The sequence below is a fragment of the Mesorhizobium sp. NPDC059025 genome (assembly GCF_042739655.1).
In the GTDB taxonomy this organism is placed as follows: Bacteria; Pseudomonadota; Alphaproteobacteria; order Rhizobiales; family Rhizobiaceae; genus Mesorhizobium.
In genome coordinates this window covers 274,602-298,186 of record NZ_JBHYIM010000004.1, presented here as the reverse complement: position 1 = coordinate 298,186, position 23,585 = coordinate 274,602, and the positions used below count along the sequence as shown (strand labels likewise).

Below are 23,585 nucleotides of genomic sequence, written 5' to 3'. Positions count from 1 at the left end.
TTCATGACCGGTGTGCCCGTGACGGCCTTTTCCAACTGCGGTTCGCGTGGCGGGGGTCGCCTCGGTCGTCGTTTCATCGAGAAGCTGTCCGCTCTCTCGTGCTGTCCTTATATTTGCATGCGCATACATATAACAAGTCGGCTGCGATTCAATTTATTTGTATGCGCAAGCAAATAAATAAAACGCGCCTCCCGGTAGCTCGTTCAAAGCGCCCCGGCTTCGCTCATGCCGTAACGTGGGGCTTGCCGACGATCTTCTGGACAACCGGGATCGTCAGCAAACCGACAGCCAGGCCAATCAGCCCGGCTGCTGCCGCCGAAACCAGGAAAGCGACCAGCTCGCTGGCCATGGGAACGGAGTGTGCAGCCTTTTCTGCCACAGCCTCGATGAGGTGCGCGAGGGTGCCGTAGCCGAATGTCTCGAGGCCATGCACGAGGATGCCGCCACCAACCCAGATCATGGCAGCCGTTCCCACGGCAGCGAGTGCTTTGAGGAAGTAGGGCATCCCGGTCACGACTCCTCTTCCGAAGGCGCGTAAGGCTGTGCCCAGTCCGAGAAAACGTCCTTTGGTCCTGGCCAGGGCCAATCCGAAGTCGTCGGCCTTCACGATGATGGCGACGACACCGTAGACCCCGAGCGTGATGCCGATGCCGACCACGGCAAGGATGGCGGCCTGCGTCGCAACACTTGAGGATGGTATCGCGGCAAGCGTTATGGCCATGATTTCCGCCGACAGGATGAAATCCGTCCTGATCGCGCTCTGGACTTTTTCATTCTCGAACGTGGCAGGCTCGACCGCAGTGTTCGTCTTGGTGCCGTTGTCCGCCTCGGCGTGCGGGAAGAAGGTCTCCAGCACCTTCTCCGCGCCCTCGAAGCAAAGATAGATACCGCCGATCATCAGCAGCGGCGTGATCGCCCATGGCGCCAGCCATCCCAGCAGCAAAGCTGCCGGAAGCAGGAAGATGAGCTTGTTCCGCAACGAGCCGATCGTGATCTTTGCGATGATCGGCAGCTCGCGTTGCGCCGTGAAGCCGACAACATAGCGAGGCGTCACCGCCGCATCGTCGATCACCACCCCCGCGGCTTTTGCCCCCGCCTTGGTGGCTTGCGCGGCAACATCATCGATCGAAGCGGCCGCGACCTTTGCAATCGAGGCGACGTCATCAAGAAGGGCTAGCAGTCCGGAGCTCATCGGAGACCTTGCTTGCAGTTGGCAGGCACATTTGGCTTAGGCTGGATGATCATGGTCAAGAAGCCTTAGCGACGACGTGGGATTCTGAAAAGATGCCTCGAAGTGGGTCGGCCTTCGGCGCCTGCTGACACGAGCTTGAGTTTTCGTGACCATTGCCGTAAATTCTCTAGTGACTAGAGGAGTTGGCCCCTCTGTCCAAGCATGAAGGACCGATGATGCTGACGATCGGCGATCTCTCCCGGCACACCGGGGTAAAAGTTCCGACGATCCGCTACTACGAGCAAATGGGTTTGGTGTCGGCAGTTGAGCGTTCGAAAGGCAATCAGCGCCGCTACGGAACCGACGAGCGGGACAGGCTCACCTTCATCAAACATGCGCGTGAACTGGGCATTTCCATCGATGCGATCAGGGAACTGCTCGAACTTAGCGCGCACCCTGACGTTCCTTGCGCGCGTGCCGACAAGATTGCTTCGGAGCAACTGGTCTCCGTGCGCGGCAGGATCGCCAAGCTCCGCAAACTGGAAACGGAACTCGAGCGCATCGCTACCCGTTGCGGTGGCTCAACCATCGGTGATTGCTACGTGATCCGATCGCTCGCCAACCACGAAATGTGCGAGCACGAACAGCACTGATCTGATGCCATTGTGCGGTATCTGATCCGGCGGAGACAGCATCAGATCCTGAATGCAGCGCCGGGGCTTCTTATTTGCGCGCCGAGCAGTCGGTTGCCTTTGGAGGAACGGGGCCCTGGAGGGACATTTTGATCTCCTTGCAAACACTGGTGTTCAGTGCTGCAAGAAGCCTGGCTGCGTTATCACATTCATCAAACCACAACGACGGATGCGCCGACGGGGACACGGTTGTAGAGGTCGATCACATGATCGTTGACCATCCGGATGCAGCCGTTCGATACCGCTTTCCCGATCGTCCAAGGTTCAGTCGTACCGTGGATCCGATATAGCGTGTCGCGGCCATCCCGATAGAGGTAGAGCGCGCGCGCTCCGAGCGGATTGCTTTTCCCACCTGGCAGCCCATCCGCAAAACGCAGATACTTCTCCGGGTCACGCTTGATCATGTTGGCCGTGGGTTTCCAGCGCGGCCACTCGGCCTTCCGGCCAACCATCGCCTGGCCCCTGAACGCAAGCCCTGCCTTGCCGACACCTATGCCGTAGCGGCGAGCCACACCAACAGTTTCCACGAGATAGAGGAAGCGACTCTTGGGATCGACAACAACGGTGCCGATATCCTGCCCCAAAGGGAAGTCGACCAGCTGGGGCAGATATCGTTTGTCGAGCTTGAATGCCCTGCTCTTTTTTGCCGGAGCCGGGTCGGCAAAGGCATCCGTCGAAGCCAGCGCCACGACGCCGAAAAGAAAAAATCGTCTGTTGAACATCCTGGACACCATCAGTGCGGATGACCGTCTTCGCCCTCGGGGGCCTGAACATCGGGAACAAGCTTTTCAACCTTGGCCCCGGATCGCAGATCACTCAAGATGCGGGCGGCCTCTTCAGCTTCAAGCGCCTGTCTGATTTCACCAGCAAGCAATTCGAACCGTGGCGCCGCGCGTGGCCTACGCTCATCGACTTTGACGACGTGAAAACCGAACGCGCTTTTCACTGGTGTCTCGCTGAACTGCCCCGCCTTCAGTTCGGCCGCCGCGCTTTCAATCTCTAGAAGGGTTTGCCCGGGCGTTAGAAAACCCAGGTCACCGCCCTTCTCTTTCGAAGCGGGATCGGCCGATTTCTCCTTGGCGATCGCCGAGAAATCTTTGCCTGCCTTCAGATCGGCGATGACGACATCTGCGGCCTCGGCTGTCGGCAGCAACATATGGCGCAGGCGCGTTTCCTCGACCACAGGCATCTTGGCCACTTGCTCATCATAGGCTTTCCGAACCGCCCCGTCGTCGACACGCTTTGAAAGCTCCCGCTGCATGAAGATCGAACGAAGGGTTTGCGCTTCGAAGAAAGCAATCTGACGCTTGTATTCCTCGTCGTCCTGTATGCCTGACTTCCGAGCGGCCTCAGACATCAGCCGCGACTCGATCAACGCATCAACGATCGTGGATCGCTTCGCGTCTTCCGGCATTTTGCCGAGCTGCTGGCCGTACATCTCTTCAGCTACGGCATAGTCCTGCGCGGTGACATCCACGCCATTGACGCGCGCAACTGCATCATTTTGTTGCGCCGTCGCCAACGACGCCGTCAGTACGAAGATCGATGCGAATGCGCCGAACGTGTAAGCGCGATGTTTCCTGGCAAGCATGGCGGTCCCTCAGTTCTTGCCAGCCAGCAAGCTGTCGATCTTGCTGCCCAGGGCTTCGATTGAATAAGCGTCCTTGTAGAGTTCGCCATTGACGAAGAACGTGGGGGTAGCCTCGACTCCAAGCAGCTTCCCGCGCTCGGCGACAGCATTGACCTTGTCGAGCAGAGCCTGATCGGAAAGGCAGGCTTCGACCTTCGGGCCATCCATCCCGGTCATTCCCAGGATCGACTTGAACGCCGAGGATGGATCCTTGCTGCGTGCCCAAGTCTCTTGCGACCGGTAGAGCAGGTCGACTGTGGCGTACCATTTGTCGTCGCCCGCACAGCGGGCCAGCATGAAAGCTCCGGCAGCGCGCGGATCAAAGGGAAACTCGCGCATTATGAACCGTACCTTGCCGGTGTCGACGTATTTTGCCTTGAGCGCAGGCCAAACGTTCATGTGAAAATTTCGGCAATGCGGGCAGGTCATCGAAGCATATTCAACGATTGTTACGCGTGCGTCGGCCGGTCCGAAGCTCATCTCCGGAAGTGGCCCGGGCTGCATCAGTTGTTCTGCAGGTGTCTGTGCGACCGCGACAGACCACGACAACATTCCAAGGCCGACCAGCCCTGTCGCCAACACCATGTCTCTTCTGTTCAAAGTGCTCTCCACATGCGTTTTGCCATGGCTAAAACCTCTAGCCCCTAGAGGGTCAAGCCCGAACAAGATGCAAAAAGCGGCTTCGACGCTGGCCGCGGTCAAATTTGCTTGAACACGGCCTGGCGACGCGAAGGGCCGTGCCAGGGTCACGCCGCCCTTTGGCGAAGTCGAAGAGTGGCAATCGACCGCAGTGCATTTGGTGCAGATTTCGCTTTGAAGCAGTCTTCGAACGGAGAAACCGCCTGTGTCGCTCGATCACGTCAGCCGGACTGAAAGCCTGGACATTGCAAGGAGCCGATCCACGCGGAACAGACTTTTCCTCGCGGCGCTGCTCGTTTTTGTCGGCGCAGTGTTCATCGGCAGCTTCATGCACCTTCGAACCGAATTGTCGGCAGCCGCAAGCCCTGCCTCCAACACGCCCATCACGCTCAAGTGAATTGTCGTTAAGGCGGCATTAGGGTTAACGAACCATTCTCCCTGACAATCTTGGAGACTTTGGTTGTCGCGATCGCCCCGCCCGCGCTTGCGCCGCTTCTTCGCTCAAAGCCTGCGCATACCGACGATTGGCCTTGCATGTTTTGCAACGCTTGGTTTTGCGGCGCCGGCCAGTTCGCCACACATTCTTGCCGCTGAGAATCCGACATCGGGTACGCAGGACAAGTGCTCACACCTCATGGAATTGAGGCTGAGTTCAATCGGCCCCCTGGGTCAATTTTCGCGCTCGGCGGTCGAACCGAAAAAGGCGAGATTGCCGTCGGTGCCGAAGGCTCAGGAAAAGCGTGGCCGCGTCACGGCATCCAGCAACCGCGCCGAGCGTCATCGATCGCAATACGACAGGCTTGTTGGGGTCCCAGCCGTTCTCGCCGACCTCGTGAACAACGATGGCGCGGACATCCTTGCCAGTGCTTATGCCCCCAATGATGCATTTCACGATGCGCGCAATCCTTTCGACCGCCTGCTGGGGTCAGGCGACACCTCCGGGCGCTTCGTTCCCCCAGCCGCGGGAGGCGATCACCCATGGATAAAAACAGCTCTCCCAAGGGAGGTCTTCTCGGCGTCCGAGCAGAAATGCCTCGCGACAGCCATCTATTTTGAAGCCCGTGGAGAAGAACTCAAAGGTCAGGCAGCAGTCGCCCAGGTGATCCTCAATCGCGTCAGGAACCCCGCATATCCCGATACGGTCTGCGATGTTGTTTATCAGAATCAAGACTTGCTCAACCGATGTCAGTTTTCGTTTGCCTGCGACGGCATCGCCGACGTGGTCACCGATCGCCGCGCGTTTGAATTGACAGAGCAGATCGCGATGGCGGTAACCGCGGGCAAGATTTTCCTGCCGGACGTAGCGTCGTCGACCCACTACAACGCGACCTATGTTTCCCCTTCCTGGTCACGCTCGATGGAGCGCATGACCCAGATCGGTTCCCATATCTTCTATCGGACTTTCGGTGGCGGCTGGAGCTGAGATCAACACCACCGGCCCCAGTCCGTACAATTTGGTATCGCTTCAGCCCGTCACCATAGGCTGCAGCCGTCGCGGTTGACCACGTTCCATGTTTGGCGCACTCCATGGAATGAATTCGACAGAACGAGAAAAGATTGCAGGCAACGCGGGCTATTTTTCCGGGCGGTCTCGTCCGATGCTGCAAGGGTCTTTCATGCGAGCACTCATCCAACGTGTCTCATCGGCATCCGTCACGACCGAGGCAGGTGTCGCGGGCCGGATTGAAAACGGCCTCCTCATCTTCGTTTGCGCAATGCGAGGCGACACCGAAAAGGAAGGCGACTGGCTCGCGCGAAAAATCACGAACCTGCGCATTTTCAGAGACGACGCGGACCGGATGAACCGATCGCTCCTCGAGGTCGGCGGAGCTGCCCTTGTCGTCAGCCAGTTCACGCTGGCAGCTGAGACCAAGGGAAACCGCCCCGGCTTCAGTAGCGCGGCGTCACCGGAAGAAGCGCAGCATCTGTACGAGGATTTTTCAGGGCGAATCCGATCATTCGGCGTTTCCGTTCAGAACGGTGTCTTCGGTGCCGATATGAAAGTTGCACTGGTAAACGATGGACCGGTCACGATCTGGCTCGATACGCAGACGCGCTAGGCCACCACGGACGTTCGCGGTCCGCCCGTGCTCGTCAATTCAATCCGAGCTTGATCGGCACCATCTGCTTCTAAATAGAGCCCCGCGAGGCGGTGCGCCTGCGGGGCGTCCCAGGACAAGTCCTCAAACGACGTCGTCCACAAAGCGACGACGGGATCACACCATGCCGAGCGCGGCCTTGTACAGGTCGAGGATCGATTCCTCTTCCTGCCGCTCGGCCTGGTCCTGCTTGCGCAGGCGCACGATCGCGCGGATCGCCTTGGTGTCGAAGCCGGTGCCTTTGGCTTCCGCGTAGACATCCTTGATGTCGTCGGCGATCGTCTTCTTTTCTTCCTCGAGACGCTCGATACGCTCGATGAGTGCCCGCAACTGGCCGGCGGCTACAGTCTGGCTGGTCTCGGTGATTTCGTCGGCCATAGTGGTCTCCATTCCTTCTCAGCGGCCACGACTCGGGCAAGCGGCAGCCGGTTTTCCGGCCGGTTCGATGCCCGACCGGGCCTGACAGGTCAAGACCTGATTGTCAGCAATGCCGTGCTGGCGCGTCAGCCGAACACCACCAGGAGATCCTTGGCGTCGATCTGGTCGCCCGCTTTCACCAGCACCTCGGCAACGACGCCGTCGCGTTCGGCATGCAGTGCCGTCTCCATCTTCATCGCTTCGATGGAGAGCAGCACGTCGCCCGCCTTGACGCTCTGGCCGGCCGAAATCGACACGCCCGACACCACGCCCGGCATCGGCGCGCCGAGATGCGCGTCGTTGCCGGCTTCGGCCTTCGGCCTCGCCTTGCCGTTGGAAGCACCATGCGCCCGGTCCGGCACCTTGACGCGGCGCGGCTGACCGTTGAGCTCGAAGAAGACGGTGACCATGCCCTTTTCATCGGTATCGCCGACGGCAAGGCAGCGGATGACCAGCGTCTTGCCCTTCTCGATGTCGACGAAAACTTCGTCCTCCGGCTTCATGCCGTAGAAGTAGGTCGGTGTCGGCAGCACGCTGACCGGACCATAGGTCTCCTGGGCGGCAGCGAAATCGGAGAACACCTTAGGATACATCAGCCAGGAAGCGAATTCGTTCTCGGGCAGCTTGCGACCGAGCTTTTCCTCGATCTCCTTGCGGCTCTTCTTCAGGTCGGCAGGCTTGAGCAGCGAGCCGGGGCGCACCGTGATCGGCTTGTCGCCTTTCAGCGCCTTCTTCTGCAGGGCTTCGGGCCAGCCGCCAGGCGATTGGCCGAGATCGCCGCGCAGCATCGAAACGACGGAATCCGGGAAGGCAATATCCTTGGCCGGGTTCTCGACATCGGTCACCGTCAAATCCTGGCTGACCATCATCAGCGCCATGTCACCGACGACCTTGGAAGACGGCGTCACCTTGACGATATCGCCGAACATCAGGTTGACGTCGTGATAAGCCTGCGCCACCTCGTGCCAGCGCGTCTCCAGCCCGAGCGAGCGGGCCTGTTCCTTGAGATTGGTGAACTGGCCGCCGGGCATCTCGTGCAGGTAGACTTCCGAAGCCGGTCCCTTGAGGTCGCTCTCGAAGGCGGCATACTGGTTGCGCACCGCCTCCCAGTAGAACGAGATCTTGCGGATCCATTTCGGGTCGAGACCCGGGTCGCGGTCGGTACCCCTCAGTGCCTCGACGACGGATCCCAGGCAAGGCTGCGACGTGTTGCCGGAGAATGCGTCCATCGCCGCGTCGATGGCGTCGACGCCGCTCTCCACCGCCGCCAGCACGGTTGCGGCCGACAGGCCGGACGTGTCGTGCGTATGGAAATGGATCGGCAGATCGGTCGCTTCGCGCAGCGCCTTGAACAGCACACGCGCTGCTGCAGGCTTCAGCAGGCCGGCCATGTCCTTGACGGCAATGATATGGGCGCCGGCCGCTTCCAGTTCCTTGGCCAGGCCGACATAGTAGTTCAGGCTGTATTTGGCCCTGTTCGGATCGAGGATGTCGCCGGTGTAGCACATCGCCGCTTCGATCAGCTTGCCCTCGGCGCCGACCGCATCCATGGCGACGCGCATGTTCTCGACCCAGTTCAGGCAGTCGAAGACGCGGAACAGGTCGATGCCGCCTTCCGCGGCCTGTTTGACGAAATGCTGCACCACATTGTCGGGGTAATTGGTGTAGCCGACGCCGTTGGCGCCGCGCAGCAGCATCTGCAGGAGGATGTTCGGCGCCCTTTCGCGCACCAGCGACAACCGTTCCCAGGGATCCTCGGTCAGGAAGCGCATGGCGACGTCGAAGGTAGCGCCACCCCAGCATTCGAGCGACAGAAGCTGCGGCAAGGCACGCGCATAGGTTCCGGCGATGCGGGCAATGTCGTGTGTACGCACGCGCGTTGCCAGCAGTGACTGATGGCCGTCGCGCATGGTCGTATCGGTGACCAGAACCTCGCTCTGCGCACGCATCCATTTGGCGAAGCCTTCAGGGCCAAGCTGGTCGAGCTTCTGCTTGCTGCCGTCGGGGATCGGCGCGGTGAACCACGGGATGACGGGCGCAGCCGCATCGGGATTCGGCTTCGGCCGGCCACGCGTCTCGGGATGACCGTTGACGGTGACATCGGCCAGGTAGTTGAGCAACTTGGTGGCACGGTCCTGGCGTTTGACCTGCGCGAACAGTTCCGGCGTCGAGTCGATGAATTTCGTCGTGTAGGAATTGTCGGCGAAGCTCGGGTGATTGATGATCGCTTCGAGGAACGTCAGATTGGTCGCCACGCCGCGAATGCGGAATTCGCGCAAGGCGCGGTTCATGCGCGAGATCGCCTCATCCGAGGTCGGCGCCCAGGCCGTGACCTTCTCAAGCAGCGGATCGTAGTAGCGGGTGATGACCGCGCCGGAATAGGCCGTGCCGCCGTCGAGCCGGATGCCGAAGCCGGTGGCGCCGCGATAGGCGGTGATGCGGCCATAGTCGGGAATGAAGTTCTGCTCGGGATCCTCGGTCGTGATGCGGCACTGCAAGGCATGACCGTTCAGCCGGATATCTTTCTGCGCCGGCACACCCGATTCCGGCGTGCCGATGGCGAAGCCGTCGAGGATGTGTATCTGCGCCTTGACGATGTCGATGCCGGTCACCTGTTCGGTGACGGTGTGTTCCACCTGGATACGCGGATTGACCTCGATGAAGTAGAATTTGCCGGTATCGGCATCCTGCAGGAATTCGACCGTGCCGGCGCCGATATAACTGGTCTCGTTGGCGATCTTCAGCGCATGGCCGCAAAGCTCCTGCCGCAGCTCATTGCTGAGATAGGGTGCCGGCGCACGCTCGACGACCTTCTGGTTGCGCCGCTGGATCGAGCAGTCGCGCTCGAACAGATGGACGGCGTTGCGATGCGTGTCGCCGAGGATCTGCACCTCGACATGGCGAGCCCGCTCGATCAGCTTTTCGAGATAGACTTCGTCCTTGCCGAAAGCTGCCTTGGCTTCGCGCTTGCCCTCGGTCACCTCGCGGATGAGGTCGGTTTCGCTGCGGATTGCGCGCATGCCGCGCCCGCCGCCGCCCCACGACGCCTTGAGCATGACCGGATAACCGATCGCCTTGGCCAGCTTTTTGATTTCCTCGGCATCCTCCGGCAGCGGATCGGTAGCCGGCACCACGGGCACGCCAACCTCGATGGCGAGGTTGCGCGCTGCCACCTTGTTGCCGAGCCGGCGCATTGTTTCCGGCTTCGGTCCGATGAAGGTGATGCCGTTGGCCACGCAGGCCTCGGCGAATTCGGGGCTTTCCGACAGAAGGCCGTAGCCTGGATGGATGGCGTCGGCCCCGGAAAGCTTGGCGACCCGGATCACCTCGTCGATCGAAAGGTAGCTTTCGATCGGACCCATGTCCTTGGCGAGCCAGGGGCCGCGACCGACCTGGTAGCTTTCGTCGGCCTTGAAGCGATGCAGCGAGTATTTGTCTTCCTCGGCCCAGATCGCCACCGTTTTGAGTCCCAGTTCGTTGGCCGCGCGAAACACGCGGATGGCGATCTCGGAACGGTTGGCGACAAGGATCTTCGTGATTGCCAAGTGGGGTGCTCCAACGCTCTGGGGAAGAAAGGCGGGGGCATGATTAGCGGGAAAATGCTGCAGTGCAACTAAAATAAGCAGCCCTTCCGAGATGAATACGGATCAGGCAGTGACGGCACTCGGAAACAGGAAAAGAGTGGAAAATTCCGCTACGTCAGGCTTTGAAAGAACACAAGATATTCGCGCCCGTAAACGGTGCACGGCCGTGTAGTTTTATGAATAAATCGAAACCGAAAAAGAAAATGCCCGGCGCTTGGCGCACCGGGCATTTCATCAGGACAGAAGAAAGATCAGTCGACCTTCGGCACGTAGGTGTACTTGCCGTCGTCGCCCTTCTTCCAGATGTACATCACATAGCCCGGAAGCTTGGGATCGCCCTTCTCGTCATAGGAGAGGTCGCCGAGAACGGTCTTGAACGGACCCTTCTCGTGCAGAGCCTTGGCGACTTCCTTGGGATCGTTCGACTTGGCGGCGGCAGCTGCCTGAGCGATCACCTGCACTGAGGCATAGGAGTACAGCGTGTAGGCTTCCGGCTCGAAGCCCTGGGCACGGAACTTCGCAACCAGGTCGTTGTTGGCCGGATTGAGGCGCGGGTCGGCACCGAAGGTGTTCAGCGTGCCTGCAACCGCGTCACCGGCGATTGAAGCCAGTTCGTTCGACACGATGCCGTCACCCGACATCAGAGGGGCCTTCAGGCCCTGGTCGGTCGACTGGCGGATGATCAGGCCGGCTTCGGTGTGGAGACCGCCCCAGTAGATCAGGCTGACACCGGCTTCCTTCATCTTGGCGATCAAAGCCGAGAAGTCCTTGTCGCCGACGTTGACGCCTTCATACATGACTTCCTTGACGCCAGCGGCATTCATCGCCTTCTTGGTTTCGTCGGCGAGGCCCTGGCCATAAGGGGTCTTGTCGTGGATGACCGCGATCTTGGCGTCCTTGAAGTTCTTGGCGATGTAGGCACCGGCGATGCCACCCTGCTGGTCGTCACGACCGCAGGTGCGGAACACGTTCCACAGACCACGTTCGGTGAAAACCGGGTTGGTGGCGGCTGGCGTCACCTCGACAATGCCGTTTTCGGCATAGACTTCCGAGGCCGGGATCGACACACCCGAGTTGAAGTGGCCAACCACGAACTTGACGCCGTCAGCAACGAACTTGTTTGCGACAGAAATACCCTGCTTCGGATCAGAGACGTCGTCGCCAACCGAAAGCTTGACCTGCTCACCATTGATGCCGCCAGCCGCATTGATCTCGGCGATGGCCATTTCGGCACCCTTCTGCAACTGCGCGCCGAAGGCAGCATTGGGGCCAGTGATCGGGGCACCAACGGCAATCTGAAGGTCAGCCCACGCGTTGCCGCTGAACGCGACCAGCGCGGTCAGGGCCACGGCGGACAAAAGTGATTTTTTCATTGAAACGCTCCCATTTCCCGGGCGGGCGATGATAGAGTTTTCACGCGATGCCCACCCCAATCGCAGAAAACGTACTTTGCCTCATTTTAAGGCCTTGTCACGCCGATTCTTGGTCGAGGCGCACGAGCCAAAAATGTCAGCCTTTTGCCTTCCAGCTGAGCGGCGAAACCTTTTCGTATAGCCAGCTATACTGCGACACCATTTGATTGGTGCGGGTATATTGGTAGCCGAGGAAAGCCAGCACCATCAGCACGATCGTGTCGACGACGTAGAATTGCAGCGTGAACATCGTGCCTTCGAAAAGAGCGTGGTGGATGAACCGTACGCCGAGCCCCAGGCCGAGAATGTAGAGGAACAGCATTGGTCGTGTGCGCCATGTCTGCGCGCAGGCCCTTCCTGTCATCCACGCTGCCCATCCGCCCAACAGGCAGGTGACGAAGAAGAACTGCCAGACGGAGGCTTCCTCATAGATGATGCCTTGCATGATGAAGACCCCTAACTCAGTGATGGCCGCCTTCGAGATAGGCGGCGCGAACTTCCGGATTGGCGAGCAGGTCCTTGCCGGTGCCGCTCATGGTGACGTTGCCGTTCACCATGACGTAGCCGCGCGTGGCGAGCTTCAACGCACCGAAGGCGTTCTGCTCGACCAGGAACACCGTCAGCCCCTGCGTGCGATTGAGTTCGCGAATGGCGTCAAAGATCTGCTTGACGATCAGCGGCGCAAGACCGAGCGATGGCTCATCCAGCAAAAGCAGTTTCGGTCGCGCCATCAACGCGCGCCCGATCGACAGCATCTGCTGTTCGCCGCCCGACAGCGTGCCGCCACGCTGGCCGATACGCTCCTTGAGGCGCGGGAACAGGGTGAAGACCTTTTCGACGTCCTCGCTGTAATATTTGAGGTTGTCGAGGCTGGCCCCCATCTGCAGGTTTTCCATCACCGTCATGCGCGGGAAGATGCGACGGCCTTCCGGCGACTGCGCGATGCGCAGCCTGGCGATTTCGTGCGTCGGCATCTGCGTGATGTCGGTACCCGCGAAGGTGATCGTTCCGGTACGCGCACGCGGTGCGCCGAAGACCGTCATCATCAGCGTCGACTTGCCGGCGCCGTTGGCCCCGATCAGAGCGACGATCTCGCCCTCGTTGACGCTGACGTTCACGCCGTTCAGTGCCCGGATGTTGCCGTAGTAGGTGTGGACACCCTTGATATCGAGCAGCGGTGCACCGGCCATTATTTACGTCCTCCGCGCTTGGCCGCTGCGGACTTTGCCGACACATGGCTGGTTGGTACATCGCCCGCATCGACCCGACGCGAGAACTCCGTTTCCTTGCCTTTTGCAAGCAGCTTTGCCTGGCCGATCCAGTCTTCGCGGGCAATGCGCCCGTCAAAGGCGAGATAGGCTTCCGCCGCAACGACATCGGCCTTCTTCCAGGCAGCGATCTGGTCGAAATGATAGATGCCGTGGTCGTTCAGCTTCTTTTCGTTGACCGAGCCGATGCCCTTGATGCGGGTCAGGTTGTCGGCCTTGCCGCCGCGCGGTGCCGAGAGCCGGTTGGAGATGCCCCCGGCAACGGCCGGCTTGGCCGCGGGTGTCTTGCCGGTTGCTGGCTTTGTTGCCGGCGCTGCAGCTTTTGTGGTTTTGGCTGCGGGTGTGGTTGCGACGGCCACCGGGTTCGCGGCTGCGGACCTGGCAGCGGTCTTTCCGCCTGCCTTGGCCGCAGGTTTTGAGGGGGCGGTCGCCGTCACCGGCTTGCCTTTGGATGTCTTGACACCTGCCAGTGCGGAAGCCTCCGACGCGACATTGGCCCGCGCCTCCACGAGTGCGGCCTTCGATGCTCCCTTGGAAACGGTCACCCGCTCACCTTCGACGTGGTCGATCGTCTCGCTAATCGGGCCGGCCATCATCGAGGCGGACGTGCTTGGCCCATGTGCGGTATCGGGGTGCGCCTCGAGCTGTTCGATGATGTTCTCATCACCGACGTCGGTGAGCACGGTCTCCACTTCCTCGTCGTCGACACCGAGATAGGCGGCGATGACCTTGGGATCGGAGCGCACGGAAGCCGGATCGCCATCGGAGATCTTGCGGCCATATTCCAGCACCACGATGTGGTCGGAGATCTGCATCACCACGGACATGTCGTGCTCGATGAGCAGGATCGACGTACCGGTGCTGTTCTTGATGTCCAGAAGCAGATCGTTGAGCGCCAGCGATTCCTTCGGATTGAGGCCGGCGGCAGGCTCGTCGAGACACAGCAGTTCCGGACCGGTACACATGGCGCGGGCAATTTCGAGCCGGCGCTGCGCGCCATAGGGCAGGTCGCCGGCGGGATCGTCCGCGCGGTCCATCAGATCGGCCTTTTCCAGCCAGTGCTTGGCCAGTTCGACCGATTCACCTGACACGCGGCGGTAATTACCGAGGCCAAGCAGGCCGACAATCGTATAGCCCGAAGCCTTCATCAGCTTGTTGTGCTGGGCGACGAGCAGGTTTTCCAGCACCGTCATTCCCGAGAAGAGGCGGATGTTCTGGAACGTACGAGCGACCTTGGCCTTGGCGGTGATCTGGAAGTCCGGCATGCGTTCCAGCAGGAATTCCGAGCCACCCTCACCGGTGAAGCGGATCATGCCTTCGGTCGGCTTGTAGAAGCCGGTGATGCAATTGAACACCGTCGTCTTGCCGGCCCCGTTCGGACCGATCAAAGCCGTGATCTCGCCGCGCCTGGCCTCGAAGGACAGGTCGCCGATGGCGACCAGCCCGCCGAATTTCATCGACAGGTGCTCGACCTGAAGAAGCGTCTTGTTCATGGCAGGGCTCGCATCCATCAGCCGTGTCCTTCCTTGGTGAAGGAGCTTGAAACCGCTTTTCGTTCCTTGAGGAACGCAGTCGGTTCTCGACTGCCGACGAAGCCGCGTGGCTTCCACAACATGACGATGACCATGGCCATGCCGAACAGGAGCATGCGGTAGAGCTCAGGCGTGAAGTCCGGTCCGAACACGACTTTCAGGAAATCCAGCTCTCGCAGGATTTCGGTGCCGCCGATCATCACGACCGCCGCGACCGCGATGCCGCCGAGCGAACCCATGCCGCCCAGCACCACGATCGCCAGGATGATGGCCGATTCGATGAAGACGAAGGATTCCGGCGATACGAAACCTTGCCGGGCGGCGAAGAAGGAGCCGGCGAAACCGCCGAACATCGCGCCGGTGGCAAACGCCGTGAGCTTGGTGGTGGTGGTGTTGATGCCGAGCGAGCGGCAGGCGATCTCGTCCTCGCGCAGCGCTTCCCAGGCCCGCCCTACCGGCATGCGACGCAGCCGGATGGTGACGAAGGCGGTGACCAGCGCCATGGCCAGGATGAGGTAGTACAGGAAGATCTTGTAGTAGGCGCCCGACTGGGCGATGCCCAGCACCTTGGCAATGTAGTTCGGGTCCGACACGTTGAACGACATCAGGCCGAAGAACGAGACCTTGGGAATGCCGGAGATGCCGGCGGCGCCATTGGTTACCTCGCGCCAGTTGATCAGCACCAGGCGGATGATCTCGCCGAAGGCCAGTGTGACGATGGCAAGATAGTCACCGCGCAGGCGCAGGACCGGGAAGCCGAGCAGGATACCCCAGAAAGCAGCCATGATGCCGGCAGCAGGCAGCAGGATCCAGAACGACAGCCCGTAATGTGTACCGAGCAGGGCGTAGGCATAGGCGCCCACCGCATAGAAGGCGACATAACCGAGGTCGAGCAGGCCGGCCAGGCCGACGACGATATTCAGACCCCATGCCAGCATCACGTAGATCAGGATCTGGATGCCGAAATTGTCGACCCATTTCAGCGAGCTCTGGAACCCGACCAGCGACACCACCAGGATTGGATAGAGCACCAGAGCGGCAATGCCGAGCGAGTTGAAATTGCGGCGAACGAACCCCGGCTCGGCGACCGCGGCGGGCGCGGCCGCCTTCTCTGCCTTGGCGCGCTCCATCGCCGGTATGGCGAAGGCCACGTAGAGGAAACGGCCAAGCGCGGTGATGCCCACCACGACAGCAAGCAAACCCCAGCGCTGGATGAGCACCAGTTCGTTGCGGATGTTCTGGTCGGTCCTCAGACCAATGAGCAGGACGAAGAGCCCGAACGCGACGAGGCCGGCATAGATCGCCTCGCGGAGAGCGCGAGCCATCGGGTTGGCGACAGCGTCGCCCGTGTTGTTGGAAACGGTGACGGCCATGGGGTCAGACCTTTTCGACTTCTGGCCGGCCGAGGATGCCGGAAGGCAGGAAAATCAGCACGATCGCCAGGATCGAGAAGGCGGCGACGTCCTTGTAGTCGATGGAGAAATAGGCCGACCACATGCTTTCGATGAAGCCGATCAGCAGGCCACCGAGCACAGCGCCAGGCAATGAGCCGATGCCGCCGAGGACAGCTGCCGTGAAGGCCTTCACACCTGGCACGAAGCCATCGGAGAAGGAGACGACGCCGTAATACATCAGGAACAGCGTACCGGCGACGGCGGCAAGCGCCGCACCCATGATGAAGGTGATGGAGATGGTGCGGTCGACATCGATGCCGAGCAGCGCGGCCATCTTGCGGTCCTGCTCGCAGGCGCGCTGGGCGCGGCCGAGTGCGGTCTTGTTGACCAGGTACCAGAACAGCGCCAGCAGCAACGCCGTGACGACGACGATGATGATCTGCTTCAGCGAAACGGATATGCCGCCGATGTTGTAGACCTGGCTGACCATCGGCGGGATCGGCTTGTTGCGCGGACCCTGCGTGACCTGCACGAAATTGGAGAGGGCGATCGACATGCCGATGGCGGTGATCAACGGGGCAAGACGGAAGGAACCGCGCAGGGGGCGATAGGCGACTTTTTCGATCGTCCAGTTGTAGAGACCTGTAAGCAGCATCGCGACGATCATCATGATCAGCAGCGCAATGACCACCGGCACTGAAGCAAACATGGCACCGAGGATCAGGAACACGATCAGCGCCGTGAACGCCCCGACCATGAAGATATCGCCATGGGCGAAGTTGATCATACCGATGATGCCGTAGACCATCGTGTAGCCGATCGCGATGAGTCCATAAATGGACCCGAGCGTCAGCCCGTTCACAAGCTGCTGAACGAAATACTGCATATTCCCGAGGCTCCCCTGAGACGTCGCCTGCCCTGGCGCGCCTCTCTCGTAATTTCCCCTAGTCCTAAGGTCTCAAATCCAGATTGCAACGGCATTTTTCTACCGCCTGGCGCGTGTTTCCCACACGCCTCGCGACTGCCTTATTATCGTTGCCCGGTTGTGGACTATGGCGGACCGTATCATTGGCACAAAGCAATGTCTTTGACGATTCCGAATTAGTTTGCACCCATTTTCGAAGTTTCAGTCTTCAAAATCGGTTGAGAAGACGAATCCTTGCGTCATTCGGACCCGTCACTTTTCCTCCTTATTCGTCGACAAACCCGTTTGGGAAACCTTAGTTGGCGATAAAGCCCTCGGGAGCGCGTCACGACCATCGACGAAAGTCATATTCGATCCCTTGATGTGCGCTCAACTCCCGATCGATGCAGACCTGCCGCCACTGCCTTTCGACACCTGACACCTGAGCACGCTCCGGCGGGTGCTTCGCCAACGCTACCATTGTCCGACCTCAGCCCGCCTTCGGGCAAGCCACGCCATGGAGCCGAATTGTCAGCGCCGCCGCAGCCTCCCTCGCGACAACGGCGGACGCCTGCCTTCGATTGCGCCGCCTTTTGCCCGCAATCGTCAGTGGTTCGATCTTCCTGTCAGGCAGAACCAGGTCCAACACCAGGACGTACTCGGGCACTCTGCAGTCACACGGGATCAAGCACGGTGTTTGCCCTGAATTTTGCTGAGGACAGTCCGGAGCCCAGTATATCGAGCGGGCATTTCGCCTTGATATATCACTGACATATCTCTTATGACTTCCTTGCTTCAGCTGGCTTTGCCGGCTGATATATCAAAAGTATATCTACTCCGGACGACGTGCCTTGAACACAAACGTGCCTGTAGCGGAACGCGGCGAAGCCGCTGAATCGGCGAGCGCCAAAGCCTATCGCGTTCTCGAAAAAATGATCGTCACGCTCGAACTCGCTCCCGGCAGAGTGACCACTGAAAAGGCCCTGATCGAAAAAACATCGCTCGGCCGGACCCCGGTCAGAGAGGCCATCCAGCGCCTCGCCTGGGAGGGGCTCGTTGCGGTTCGTCCCCGCGCCGGTCTCGAAATCGCCCTCCTCCACGCCGCCGACTGGCTGAAGGTGCTCGACGCGCGTCGCGGCATCGAAATCATTCTCGCACGCTCGGCCGCCCGTTTCGCCACCCAGGAAATCGTCGCTCGCCTGCAAGCGACCGCGCTCGCCATTCACGACGCAGTCGTCACCGGCAATGTCATCGGATACCTCGAAGCCGACAAATCGATCGGCGAGGCAATGGCGCTCGCTGCGGACAACCAATTCGCCGCCCGGCTCGTCGCCCCCCTGCAGACACACAGCCGCCGTTTCTGGTTCCGTTTCCAAAGCGGCACAGGCCTCGCCGAAGTCGCTGGAAATCACGTCACACTGATCCGCGCCATCCTGGAACGCGATCAGGAAGCGGCCGCAGCCGAAGCCGACAGGCTGATGGCTCTGCTGCGCCTGCATGCCCAGGCCGCCGCGATGCGGTGACGCCTGCTCAGCTGTCGCGCTCCCTGACGTCTGCCGTCAGTGTGTTTTCCCATCCCTCACCCGCGCCGACGATGCAGGTCCGACCGCTCACATCGGTCATCAGCACCGTCCAGGTACCGGCCATGGAAACATAGATCTCGACAACGGCGACCTGGCCAACAAGGCCGTAGCCGATCCGATGCTCGTGGAAGAGCTGACCAAGTCTGGCAACGATGACGTCACGCGTGCCGCAACCAATTTGCGCCTCCGCCTGCAACGGCAGAAACGCCATCGGCAAGGCAGCCGCCGCCAACCTCAACCATCGAAAAACAGGATAGCGTGCCATCCGGCACCTCCTTCGCCCTGGCATATCGGCAAAGGGAGGCACATGGGCAGCCTCAGTATACCGATACGCTCCAGGCTGGATGCGGCGACCTCATCGCGTCGCTCCTTCTGGCTTCCATTCCCCGCTTATTGCAGGGTCTCATGAATCGATATGGTGGTTGTTCCGACGAAAACAAGCGATCGGTTCACCCACCCGTACAGACCGGGAAGCGCGCGATGCCGTCCTTGCCGAACAGTGCGCGCAAATCGATCGCCGTCGTCACCGGGAAGAACCTTTCGCCCGGCTTCAAGCGCATATAGATCGCTGCTGTCAGCGGACCGTCGTGGACAGCGCCGGCACGGCAACCGCCTTTGATCGTCACGGAAATGCTGCCCTTTCCGCCGTGCTGCCCGGTCTCCCGATACGCGCGGGCTTTCGCCAATCCGGTCGCCAGCCGCTCGACGTCCTTCCCCGCGACCCTGGCTTGCTGGATGTGTTCGAAACTGGGGCTCGCCGCCACGCCAGGCGCCTTATCGCCGTCGACGATTTCGAGCAGCACCGTTTCATGCACGGGTCCAAAGGGTGCCGGCGCTTGCAGGGAAATATCCAGCACGACATCGCCAGTCCGCAATTTGAGCGCCGCCGGCATCACCGCCGCGATAGCGAGGACCTTCGGATCCGCCGACAATGGATCCATTGTCGCAAGTTTGAGAAGCGCGGAGGGAGTGACCGAGGCACAGCCGGAAACACTCAGGGTCACAACGAACAGACAGGCACGCGAGATACGTTTGAACATGTGGCTTATCCATATTTGACAGCCAATAATTATTGTTTTACGATAATAAATGCAATTGGCAATTTAAGGACCTTGTCATGACAGAACGCGAGCAGGCTCGCCGGCTGAGCCGGCGGCTGGAGTTTCTGGTCACTGCGATTGTCGTGGTGATCCTGGCGGTGGCCGGAATTGGGCTGGCATGGGCACTTGCCCAGCCGGACAAGATCGCGCCCTTCGCTGCAGAGCAGTATGGTTTCGCCGCTCCAGGCCAGGGCTCGGCCATGACTGCCTTTCTGCTGATGGCCGTCTTCCTGGTTCAGACAGTTCCGCTTTTGGCCGGCCTGTTCAGCCTGCGCCTGGCGTTTCGCGGAATCGCCCGGCATGAGACGATCGGCATCGAGACCGCGCGCTGGCTGCGCCGTTCCGGCATCGCGTTCTTCATCAACGCGCTGATCGCGCTTGTGTCGCGACCTGTCGTCTCGCTGATCCTGTCGATCGACATGCCACCCGGCCATCGCTTCGTCAGCATCGGTTTCGGCTCACCCGAACTGCTTACCTTGCTGGTCTCCGGCGTACTGGTGATGTTCGGCCATCTGATGACCGTCGCCGCCCGGATCGAAGACGAGAACAAGCGGTTCATCTGATGCCCATAATCGTCAACCTCGATGTCATGCTGGCGCGCCGCAAGGTGCGGTCCAAGGAACTTGCCGGCAAGGTCGGCATCACCGAGCAGAACCTTTCGCTGCTCAAATCCGGCAAGGTAAAGGGCGTGCGTTTCTCGACCCTGTCGCGAATATGCGCCGAGCTCGACTGCCAGCCCGGCGACCTGCTTGAATACCAGCCGGGAGCCGAGGAAGAAGACGAAGCATAAAAAAACGGGCGCCGAAGCGCCCGTTTTTTGTCTCCACGACGATCAATTCATCGTCGGGCTAGTTCATCGTCGGAATGACGAATTCCGCACCATCCTTTATGCCCTGCCGCACGCTCCGCAGCCGCCCTGCGGCGAGGACGTGCAACCGGAAACCGTCGGGCTAGTTCATCGTCGGGATGACGAATTCGGCACCATCCTTGATGCCCGACGGCCAGCGCGAGGTGACCGTCTTGGTCTTGGTGTAGAAGCGGAAGGCATCCGGGCCGTGCTGGTTGAGATCGCCGAACGACGACGCCTTCCATCCGCCGAAGGTGTAGTAGGCAATCGGAACCGGGATCGGCACGTTCACGCCGACCATGCCGACCTGCACGCGGCTGGCAAAGTCACGCGCCGCATCGCCGTCGCGGGTGAAGATGGCAACGCCGTTGCCCATCTCATGGTCGTTGGCGAGCTTGATCGCATCCTCGTAGCGCGGCGCGCGCACCACCGACAGCACCGGGCCGAAGATCTCTTCCTTGTAGATCGTCATGTCAGGCGTCACATCATCGAACAGGCAGCCACCCATGTAGTAGCCGTCCTCGTAGCCCTGCATCTTGAAACCACGGCCATCGACGACGAGCTTCGCGCCTTCCTTCACACCGAGATCGACATAACCTTTGATGCGCTCCAGTGCCTGCTTGGTCACCACCGGACCGAAATCGGCGGCGGAATCGGTCGATGGGCCAACCTTCAGGCTCTCGACGCGCGGGATCAGCTTTTCCATCAGCCGGTTGGCGGTGTCGTTGCCGACCGGGACCGCGACGGAGATGGCCATGCAGCGTTCGCCAGCCGAGCCGTAACCGGCGCCGATCAGTGCGTCGACGGTCTGGTCCATGTCGGCATCGGGCATGATGATCATATGGTTCTTGGCGCCGCCGAAGCACTGCACGCGCTTGCCGGCCGCGCAACCGCGCGAATAGATGTACTGCGCGATCGGCGTCGAGCCGACAAAGCCGACGGCCTTGATATCCGGATCGTCGAGAATGGCGTCGACCACTTCCTTGTCGCCGTTGACGACGTTGAGGACACCTTCCGGCAGGCCGGCCTCGATGAAGAGCTCGGCAATCCTCAGCGGCACGCCCGGATCACGCTCGGACGGCTTCAGGATGAAGGCGTTACCGCAGGCGATCGCCGGGGCGATCTTCCACAGCGGGATCATCGCCGGGAAGTTGAACGGCGTGATGCCCGCAACGACGCCGAGCGGCTGGCGCATGGAATAGACATCGATGCCAGGGCCGGCGCCATCGGTGAATTCGCCCTTCATCATGTGCGGCGCGCCGATGCAGACCTCGACCACTTCCAGGCCGCGCTGGATGTCGCCCTTGGCGTCGGCGATGGTCTTGCCGTGCTCGCGCGCCAGAATGTCGGCCAGCGAGTCATATTCACGGTTGGCGAGTTCCAGGAACTTCATCAGAACGCGTACGCGGCGCTGCGGATTGACGGCTGCCCATTTCACTTGCGCCGCCTTGGCGTTCTCGACAGCGGCGCGCAGTTCCGACTTCGAGGCCAGCGCCACGGTGCCGCGCACCGTGCCGTCCATCGGCTGCATCACATCCTGCTTGCGCCCGCTGGTGCCGGCGACACGCTTGCCACCGATGAAATGACCGTAGTCGATCATGGTTCTCTCCCTGGATTTTGATTGAAGCCATTGTCGGTCTTTAAAGGCTGGAACGCAACGCGAGGGAAATCGCAGCCGTTGTGCAAAAATCGTACATCGATCTGGACACAAGCATCAAACGACGCAAAGATACGATCGACTTCCTCGCCATCGGGATGCTGCAACCGCCATGGAGATATCATGAACTGGGACGACGTGCGCATCTTCCTTGCCGTCGCCCGCACCGGCCAGATACTGGGCGCGGCCAGGCGCCTGGAGCTGAACCATGCCACGGTCTCCCGGCGCATCGCTACGCTCGAAGAGGCCTTGCGCACCAAACTGTTTCGGCGGCTCACCACAGGGTCCGAACTGACGCCTGCCGGCGAAAGGTTCCTCGATATCGCCGAGCGCATGGAAGCTGAGATGATTGCCGCCCGCTCGACGGTTGCCGGCGAAGGCGACGACATTTCCGGCACGGTGCGCATCGGCGCGCCCGACGGCTTCGGTGTCGCCTATCTCGCACCGCGGCTCGGCGCACTGACCGCCTTGCATCGCGAGCTCACCGTGCAACTGGTGCCGGTGCCGCGTTCATTTTCCCTGTCCCGCCGGGAAGCGGATATCGCGATCACCGTCGAACGACCGACGGAAGGCAGGCTCGTTGCCGGCAAGCTTGTCGACTACACACTTGGCCTCTATGCCTCGCGCGCCTATGCCGACAGACATGGTTTGCCCCGGAACCGGGAGGAGCTGAAGGATCATACGCTGATCGGCTACGTGCCCGACCTGATCGTCAGCCAGTCGCTCGACTACGCTGCCGAGTTCAGCCACGACTGGCGTTCCACATTCGGCATATCCTCGGCCATGGGCCAGGCCGAAGCCGTGCGCTCCGGCGCGGGTGTCGGCATCCTGCACACCTTTGTCGCCCGGTCGATGCCGGAACTGGTGTCGGTGGAAGCGGCTCCCCCCATCCGACGCGCCTACTGGCTGGTCTACCATGAGAGCGTGCGCCAGCTCAGGCGCATCCAGGTGGTGGCATCCTTCATTGCCGGGCTTGTCGAAAAGGATCGAGCCCTGTTTCTTTAAGCCCGGGAGAAAACCTTGCTGTCGCGACCCTATGTCGAACTCCTGCGCCAGGCTCAGCGTGCGTCGAGACGGCCGGACGAGGCGGACGATCTTCTCCAGGCCGTGCTGCTTTCGGCCATCGAGGCCGGCCGCTGCGATCTCTCCTGCCCCGACAATCGCCGATGGCTGCAGGGCGCCATCCGCAAGCGGGCCGCATTCGAAGCCCGCACCGCCGTCCGACGGCGCCAGCGCGAAACCCGCTGGCAGGCTGAACCGGCAGTGTCCGTCACCCAGGAGATCATGCCCACCGCCTTTGTGGCGACGCTGCCCGCAGCGCTCCGAACCACCGCGCTGCTCGCATTGACCGGCCATAACCGCCAGGAAATCCGCTGGCTGCTGCAGCTCTCCGACTCCGCCTTGCGGCAACGCATCGCCGAAATCAGACGGCGTTGGCGTGACGCCGGCGGAGATCGTTTGGAGGATATTCCCGGTCTCGACGGCACGCTGCATTTCGGCCGCATCCGCCGCGCGCTGCTTGGGCCGGCCCGCCGCGACGGCGTGCTTCTCGCCAGCCATGATCCTGACGGTCATCTTTTTTTGGTGAGCATCCCCTCACAAATCGGCATGGCGCGGCAACAGAGCCAACGCAAACCCTCGAACCAGGAGTAGACA

General features: G+C 60.9%; 23 protein-coding genes. 8 read left to right on the top strand and 15 right to left on the bottom strand.

Annotation, left to right across the window (positions count from 1 at the left end; genetic code table 11):
• Positions 1-223: 223 nt before the first annotated feature.
• Positions 224-1,192, bottom strand: coding sequence for a DUF808 domain-containing protein (locus tag ACFWYE_RS12715; protein WP_379111728.1), 969 nt, complete (start codon positions 1,190-1,192; stop codon positions 224-226).
• 215 nt (positions 1,193-1,407) lie between these two features.
• Here ACFWYE_RS12715 and ACFWYE_RS12710 point away from each other — a divergent pair, with 215 nt between their 5' ends.
• On the top strand, positions 1,408-1,824 hold the full coding sequence (locus ACFWYE_RS12710; RefSeq protein ID WP_379073259.1) for a helix-turn-helix domain-containing protein: 417 nt from the start codon (positions 1,408-1,410) through the stop codon (positions 1,822-1,824).
• A 191-nt stretch (positions 1,825-2,015) separates the two neighbouring features.
• On the opposite strand, the gene ACFWYE_RS12705 is transcribed toward ACFWYE_RS12710, so the two are convergent.
• From ACFWYE_RS12705 to ACFWYE_RS12695, 3 genes are read right to left on the bottom strand one after another with little or no spacing between them, the layout of a single operon-like run.
• Entirely contained in the window at positions 2,016-2,585 is a 570-nt protein-coding gene (locus ACFWYE_RS12705; RefSeq protein ID WP_379065691.1) for a L,D-transpeptidase, read from the bottom strand.
• An 11-nt stretch (positions 2,586-2,596) separates the two neighbouring features.
• A complete protein-coding gene (locus tag ACFWYE_RS12700) occupies positions 2,597-3,454 on the bottom strand; it encodes a peptidylprolyl isomerase (RefSeq protein ID WP_379065689.1) in 858 nt (285 codons plus the stop codon).
• Between the two features lie 9 nt (positions 3,455-3,463).
• A complete protein-coding gene (locus ACFWYE_RS12695; protein WP_379111987.1) occupies positions 3,464-3,973 on the bottom strand; it encodes a DsbA family protein in 510 nt (169 codons plus the stop codon).
• Positions 3,974-4,592: 619 nt separating this feature from the next.
• Between ACFWYE_RS12695 and ACFWYE_RS12690 the strand changes: the two genes are divergently transcribed.
• Together ACFWYE_RS12690 and dtd are read left to right on the top strand one after the other, a co-directional pair.
• Positions 4,593-5,555, top strand: coding sequence for a cell wall hydrolase (locus ACFWYE_RS12690; RefSeq protein ID WP_379111726.1), 963 nt, complete (start codon positions 4,593-4,595; stop codon positions 5,553-5,555).
• A 109-nt stretch (positions 5,556-5,664) separates the two neighbouring features.
• The gene (gene dtd, locus ACFWYE_RS12685; RefSeq protein ID WP_379065683.1) at positions 5,665-6,192 is read left to right on the top strand and encodes a D-aminoacyl-tRNA deacylase; all 528 of its coding nucleotides are present in this window, start codon (positions 5,665-5,667) and stop codon (positions 6,190-6,192) included.
• A 156-nt stretch (positions 6,193-6,348) separates the two neighbouring features.
• Here the strand turns inward: dtd and ACFWYE_RS12680 are convergent, their stop codons facing one another.
• The 8 genes from ACFWYE_RS12680 to ACFWYE_RS12645 all read right to left on the bottom strand — a co-directional run bounded on the left by ACFWYE_RS12680 (position 6,349) and on the right by ACFWYE_RS12645 (position 16,724).
• The gene (locus ACFWYE_RS12680; protein ID WP_129412659.1) at positions 6,349-6,609 is read right to left on the bottom strand and encodes a DUF2312 domain-containing protein; all 261 of its coding nucleotides are present in this window, start codon (positions 6,607-6,609) and stop codon (positions 6,349-6,351) included.
• Positions 6,610-6,734: 125 nt separating this feature from the next.
• On the bottom strand, positions 6,735-10,193 hold the full coding sequence (gene pyc, locus ACFWYE_RS12675) for a pyruvate carboxylase (RefSeq protein ID WP_379111724.1): 3,459 nt from the start codon (positions 10,191-10,193) through the stop codon (positions 6,735-6,737).
• Positions 10,194-10,483: 290 nt separating this feature from the next.
• Positions 10,484-11,605, bottom strand: coding sequence for a branched-chain amino acid ABC transporter substrate-binding protein (locus tag ACFWYE_RS12670; RefSeq protein ID WP_379065679.1), 1,122 nt, complete (start codon positions 11,603-11,605; stop codon positions 10,484-10,486).
• Between the two features lie 136 nt (positions 11,606-11,741).
• On the bottom strand, positions 11,742-12,089 hold the full coding sequence (locus ACFWYE_RS12665) for a DUF6867 family protein (RefSeq protein ID WP_379065677.1): 348 nt from the start codon (positions 12,087-12,089) through the stop codon (positions 11,742-11,744).
• Positions 12,090-12,105: 16 nt separating this feature from the next.
• The gene (locus ACFWYE_RS12660) at positions 12,106-12,834 is read right to left on the bottom strand and encodes an ABC transporter ATP-binding protein (protein WP_379065675.1); all 729 of its coding nucleotides are present in this window, start codon (positions 12,832-12,834) and stop codon (positions 12,106-12,108) included.
• The gene (locus ACFWYE_RS12655) at positions 12,834-14,423 is read right to left on the bottom strand and encodes an ATP-binding cassette domain-containing protein (RefSeq protein ID WP_379065673.1); all 1,590 of its coding nucleotides are present in this window, start codon (positions 14,421-14,423) and stop codon (positions 12,834-12,836) included. The genes ACFWYE_RS12660 and ACFWYE_RS12655 overlap by 1 nt, the downstream gene beginning before the upstream one ends.
• Complete coding sequence (gene livM / locus ACFWYE_RS12650; RefSeq protein WP_379065671.1) at positions 14,423-15,817, bottom strand: high-affinity branched-chain amino acid ABC transporter permease LivM; 1,395 nt, start codon at positions 15,815-15,817, stop codon at positions 14,423-14,425. Before livM ends, ACFWYE_RS12655 begins: the two co-directional genes overlap by 1 nt.
• A gap of 4 nt (positions 15,818-15,821) precedes the next feature.
• Complete coding sequence (locus ACFWYE_RS12645) at positions 15,822-16,724, bottom strand: branched-chain amino acid ABC transporter permease LivH (protein WP_326894828.1); 903 nt, start codon at positions 16,722-16,724, stop codon at positions 15,822-15,824.
• Between the two features lie 869 nt (positions 16,725-17,593).
• Here ACFWYE_RS12645 and ACFWYE_RS12640 point away from each other — a divergent pair.
• Positions 17,594-18,265: a GntR family transcriptional regulator gene (locus ACFWYE_RS12640; RefSeq protein ID WP_379111722.1), complete on the top strand. Its 672-nt coding sequence runs from the start codon at positions 17,594-17,596 to the stop codon at positions 18,263-18,265.
• 7 nt (positions 18,266-18,272) lie between these two features.
• On the opposite strand, the gene ACFWYE_RS12635 is transcribed toward ACFWYE_RS12640, so the two are convergent.
• Positions 18,273-18,590 (bottom strand): hypothetical protein, encoded by a 318-nt coding sequence (locus tag ACFWYE_RS12635; protein ID WP_379111720.1) that lies wholly within the window; start codon positions 18,588-18,590, stop codon positions 18,273-18,275.
• Positions 18,591-18,774: 184 nt separating this feature from the next.
• Positions 18,775-19,365 carry a hypothetical protein gene (locus ACFWYE_RS12630; RefSeq protein ID WP_379111718.1) on the bottom strand — a complete coding sequence of 197 codons (591 nt, stop codon included), beginning with the start codon at positions 19,363-19,365 and terminating at the stop codon, positions 18,775-18,777.
• A 77-nt stretch (positions 19,366-19,442) separates the two neighbouring features.
• On the opposite strand from ACFWYE_RS12630, the gene ACFWYE_RS12625 reads away from it, so the two are divergent.
• Complete coding sequence (locus tag ACFWYE_RS12625) at positions 19,443-19,988, top strand: hypothetical protein (protein WP_379111716.1); 546 nt, start codon at positions 19,443-19,445, stop codon at positions 19,986-19,988.
• Entirely contained in the window at positions 19,988-20,215 is a 228-nt protein-coding gene (locus ACFWYE_RS12620; protein WP_379065663.1) for a helix-turn-helix domain-containing protein, read from the top strand. The genes ACFWYE_RS12625 and ACFWYE_RS12620 overlap by 1 nt, the downstream gene beginning before the upstream one ends.
• A 160-nt stretch (positions 20,216-20,375) precedes the next feature.
• Here ACFWYE_RS12620 and ACFWYE_RS12615 read toward each other — a convergent pair whose 3' ends face one another.
• Positions 20,376-21,872: a CoA-acylating methylmalonate-semialdehyde dehydrogenase gene (locus tag ACFWYE_RS12615; RefSeq protein ID WP_379111714.1), complete on the bottom strand. Its 1,497-nt coding sequence runs from the start codon at positions 21,870-21,872 to the stop codon at positions 20,376-20,378.
• 180 nt (positions 21,873-22,052) lie between these two features.
• Between ACFWYE_RS12615 and ACFWYE_RS12610 the strand changes: the two genes are divergently transcribed.
• Both ACFWYE_RS12610 and ACFWYE_RS12605 read left to right on the top strand, forming a co-directional pair.
• Positions 22,053-22,934, top strand: a complete 882-nt coding sequence (locus ACFWYE_RS12610; protein WP_379065658.1) for a LysR family transcriptional regulator — start codon at positions 22,053-22,055, stop codon at positions 22,932-22,934.
• Between the two features lie 15 nt (positions 22,935-22,949).
• Positions 22,950-23,582: a transcriptional regulator gene (locus ACFWYE_RS12605; RefSeq protein ID WP_379111712.1), complete on the top strand. Its 633-nt coding sequence runs from the start codon at positions 22,950-22,952 to the stop codon at positions 23,580-23,582.
• Positions 23,583-23,585: the final 3 nt, after the last annotated feature.

Bases quoted from the DNA above. Each gene is read 5' to 3' on its own strand.
- ACFWYE_RS12655 (WP_379065673.1), bottom strand. From the start codon at position 14,423: ATGGATGCGAGCCCTGCCATGAACAAGACGCTTCTTCAGGTCGAGCAC.
- ACFWYE_RS12635 (WP_379111720.1), bottom strand. From the start codon at position 18,590: ATGGCACGCTATCCTGTTTTTCGATGGTTGAGGTTGGCGGCGGCTGCC.
- ACFWYE_RS12615 (WP_379111714.1), bottom strand. From the start codon at position 21,872: ATGATCGACTACGGTCATTTCATCGGTGGCAAGCGTGTCGCCGGCACC.
- ACFWYE_RS12665 (WP_379065677.1), bottom strand. From the start codon at position 12,089: ATGCAAGGCATCATCTATGAGGAAGCCTCCGTCTGGCAGTTCTTCTTC.
- ACFWYE_RS12705 (WP_379065691.1), bottom strand. From the start codon at position 2,585: ATGTTCAACAGACGATTTTTTCTTTTCGGCGTCGTGGCGCTGGCTTCG.
- ACFWYE_RS12620 (WP_379065663.1), top strand. From the start codon at position 19,988: ATGCCCATAATCGTCAACCTCGATGTCATGCTGGCGCGCCGCAAGGTG.
- ACFWYE_RS12700 (WP_379065689.1), bottom strand. From the start codon at position 3,454: ATGCTTGCCAGGAAACATCGCGCTTACACGTTCGGCGCATTCGCATCG.
- ACFWYE_RS12660 (WP_379065675.1), bottom strand. From the start codon at position 12,834: ATGGCCGGTGCACCGCTGCTCGATATCAAGGGTGTCCACACCTACTAC.
- ACFWYE_RS12670 (WP_379065679.1), bottom strand. From the start codon at position 11,605: ATGAAAAAATCACTTTTGTCCGCCGTGGCCCTGACCGCGCTGGTCGCG.
- ACFWYE_RS12695 (WP_379111987.1), bottom strand. From the start codon at position 3,973: ATGAGCTTCGGACCGGCCGACGCACGCGTAACAATCGTTGAATATGCT.
- ACFWYE_RS12610 (WP_379065658.1), top strand. From the start codon at position 22,053: ATGAACTGGGACGACGTGCGCATCTTCCTTGCCGTCGCCCGCACCGGC.
- ACFWYE_RS12710 (WP_379073259.1), top strand. From the start codon at position 1,408: ATGCTGACGATCGGCGATCTCTCCCGGCACACCGGGGTAAAAGTTCCG.
- ACFWYE_RS12625 (WP_379111716.1), top strand. From the start codon at position 19,443: ATGACAGAACGCGAGCAGGCTCGCCGGCTGAGCCGGCGGCTGGAGTTT.
- ACFWYE_RS12715 (WP_379111728.1), bottom strand. From the start codon at position 1,192: ATGAGCTCCGGACTGCTAGCCCTTCTTGATGACGTCGCCTCGATTGCA.
- ACFWYE_RS12630 (WP_379111718.1), bottom strand. From the start codon at position 19,365: ATGTTCAAACGTATCTCGCGTGCCTGTCTGTTCGTTGTGACCCTGAGT.
- livM (WP_379065671.1), bottom strand. From the start codon at position 15,817: ATGGCCGTCACCGTTTCCAACAACACGGGCGACGCTGTCGCCAACCCG.
- dtd (WP_379065683.1), top strand. From the start codon at position 5,665: ATGAATTCGACAGAACGAGAAAAGATTGCAGGCAACGCGGGCTATTTT.
- ACFWYE_RS12645 (WP_326894828.1), bottom strand. From the start codon at position 16,724: ATGCAGTATTTCGTTCAGCAGCTTGTGAACGGGCTGACGCTCGGGTCC.
- ACFWYE_RS12680 (WP_129412659.1), bottom strand. From the start codon at position 6,609: ATGGCCGACGAAATCACCGAGACCAGCCAGACTGTAGCCGCCGGCCAG.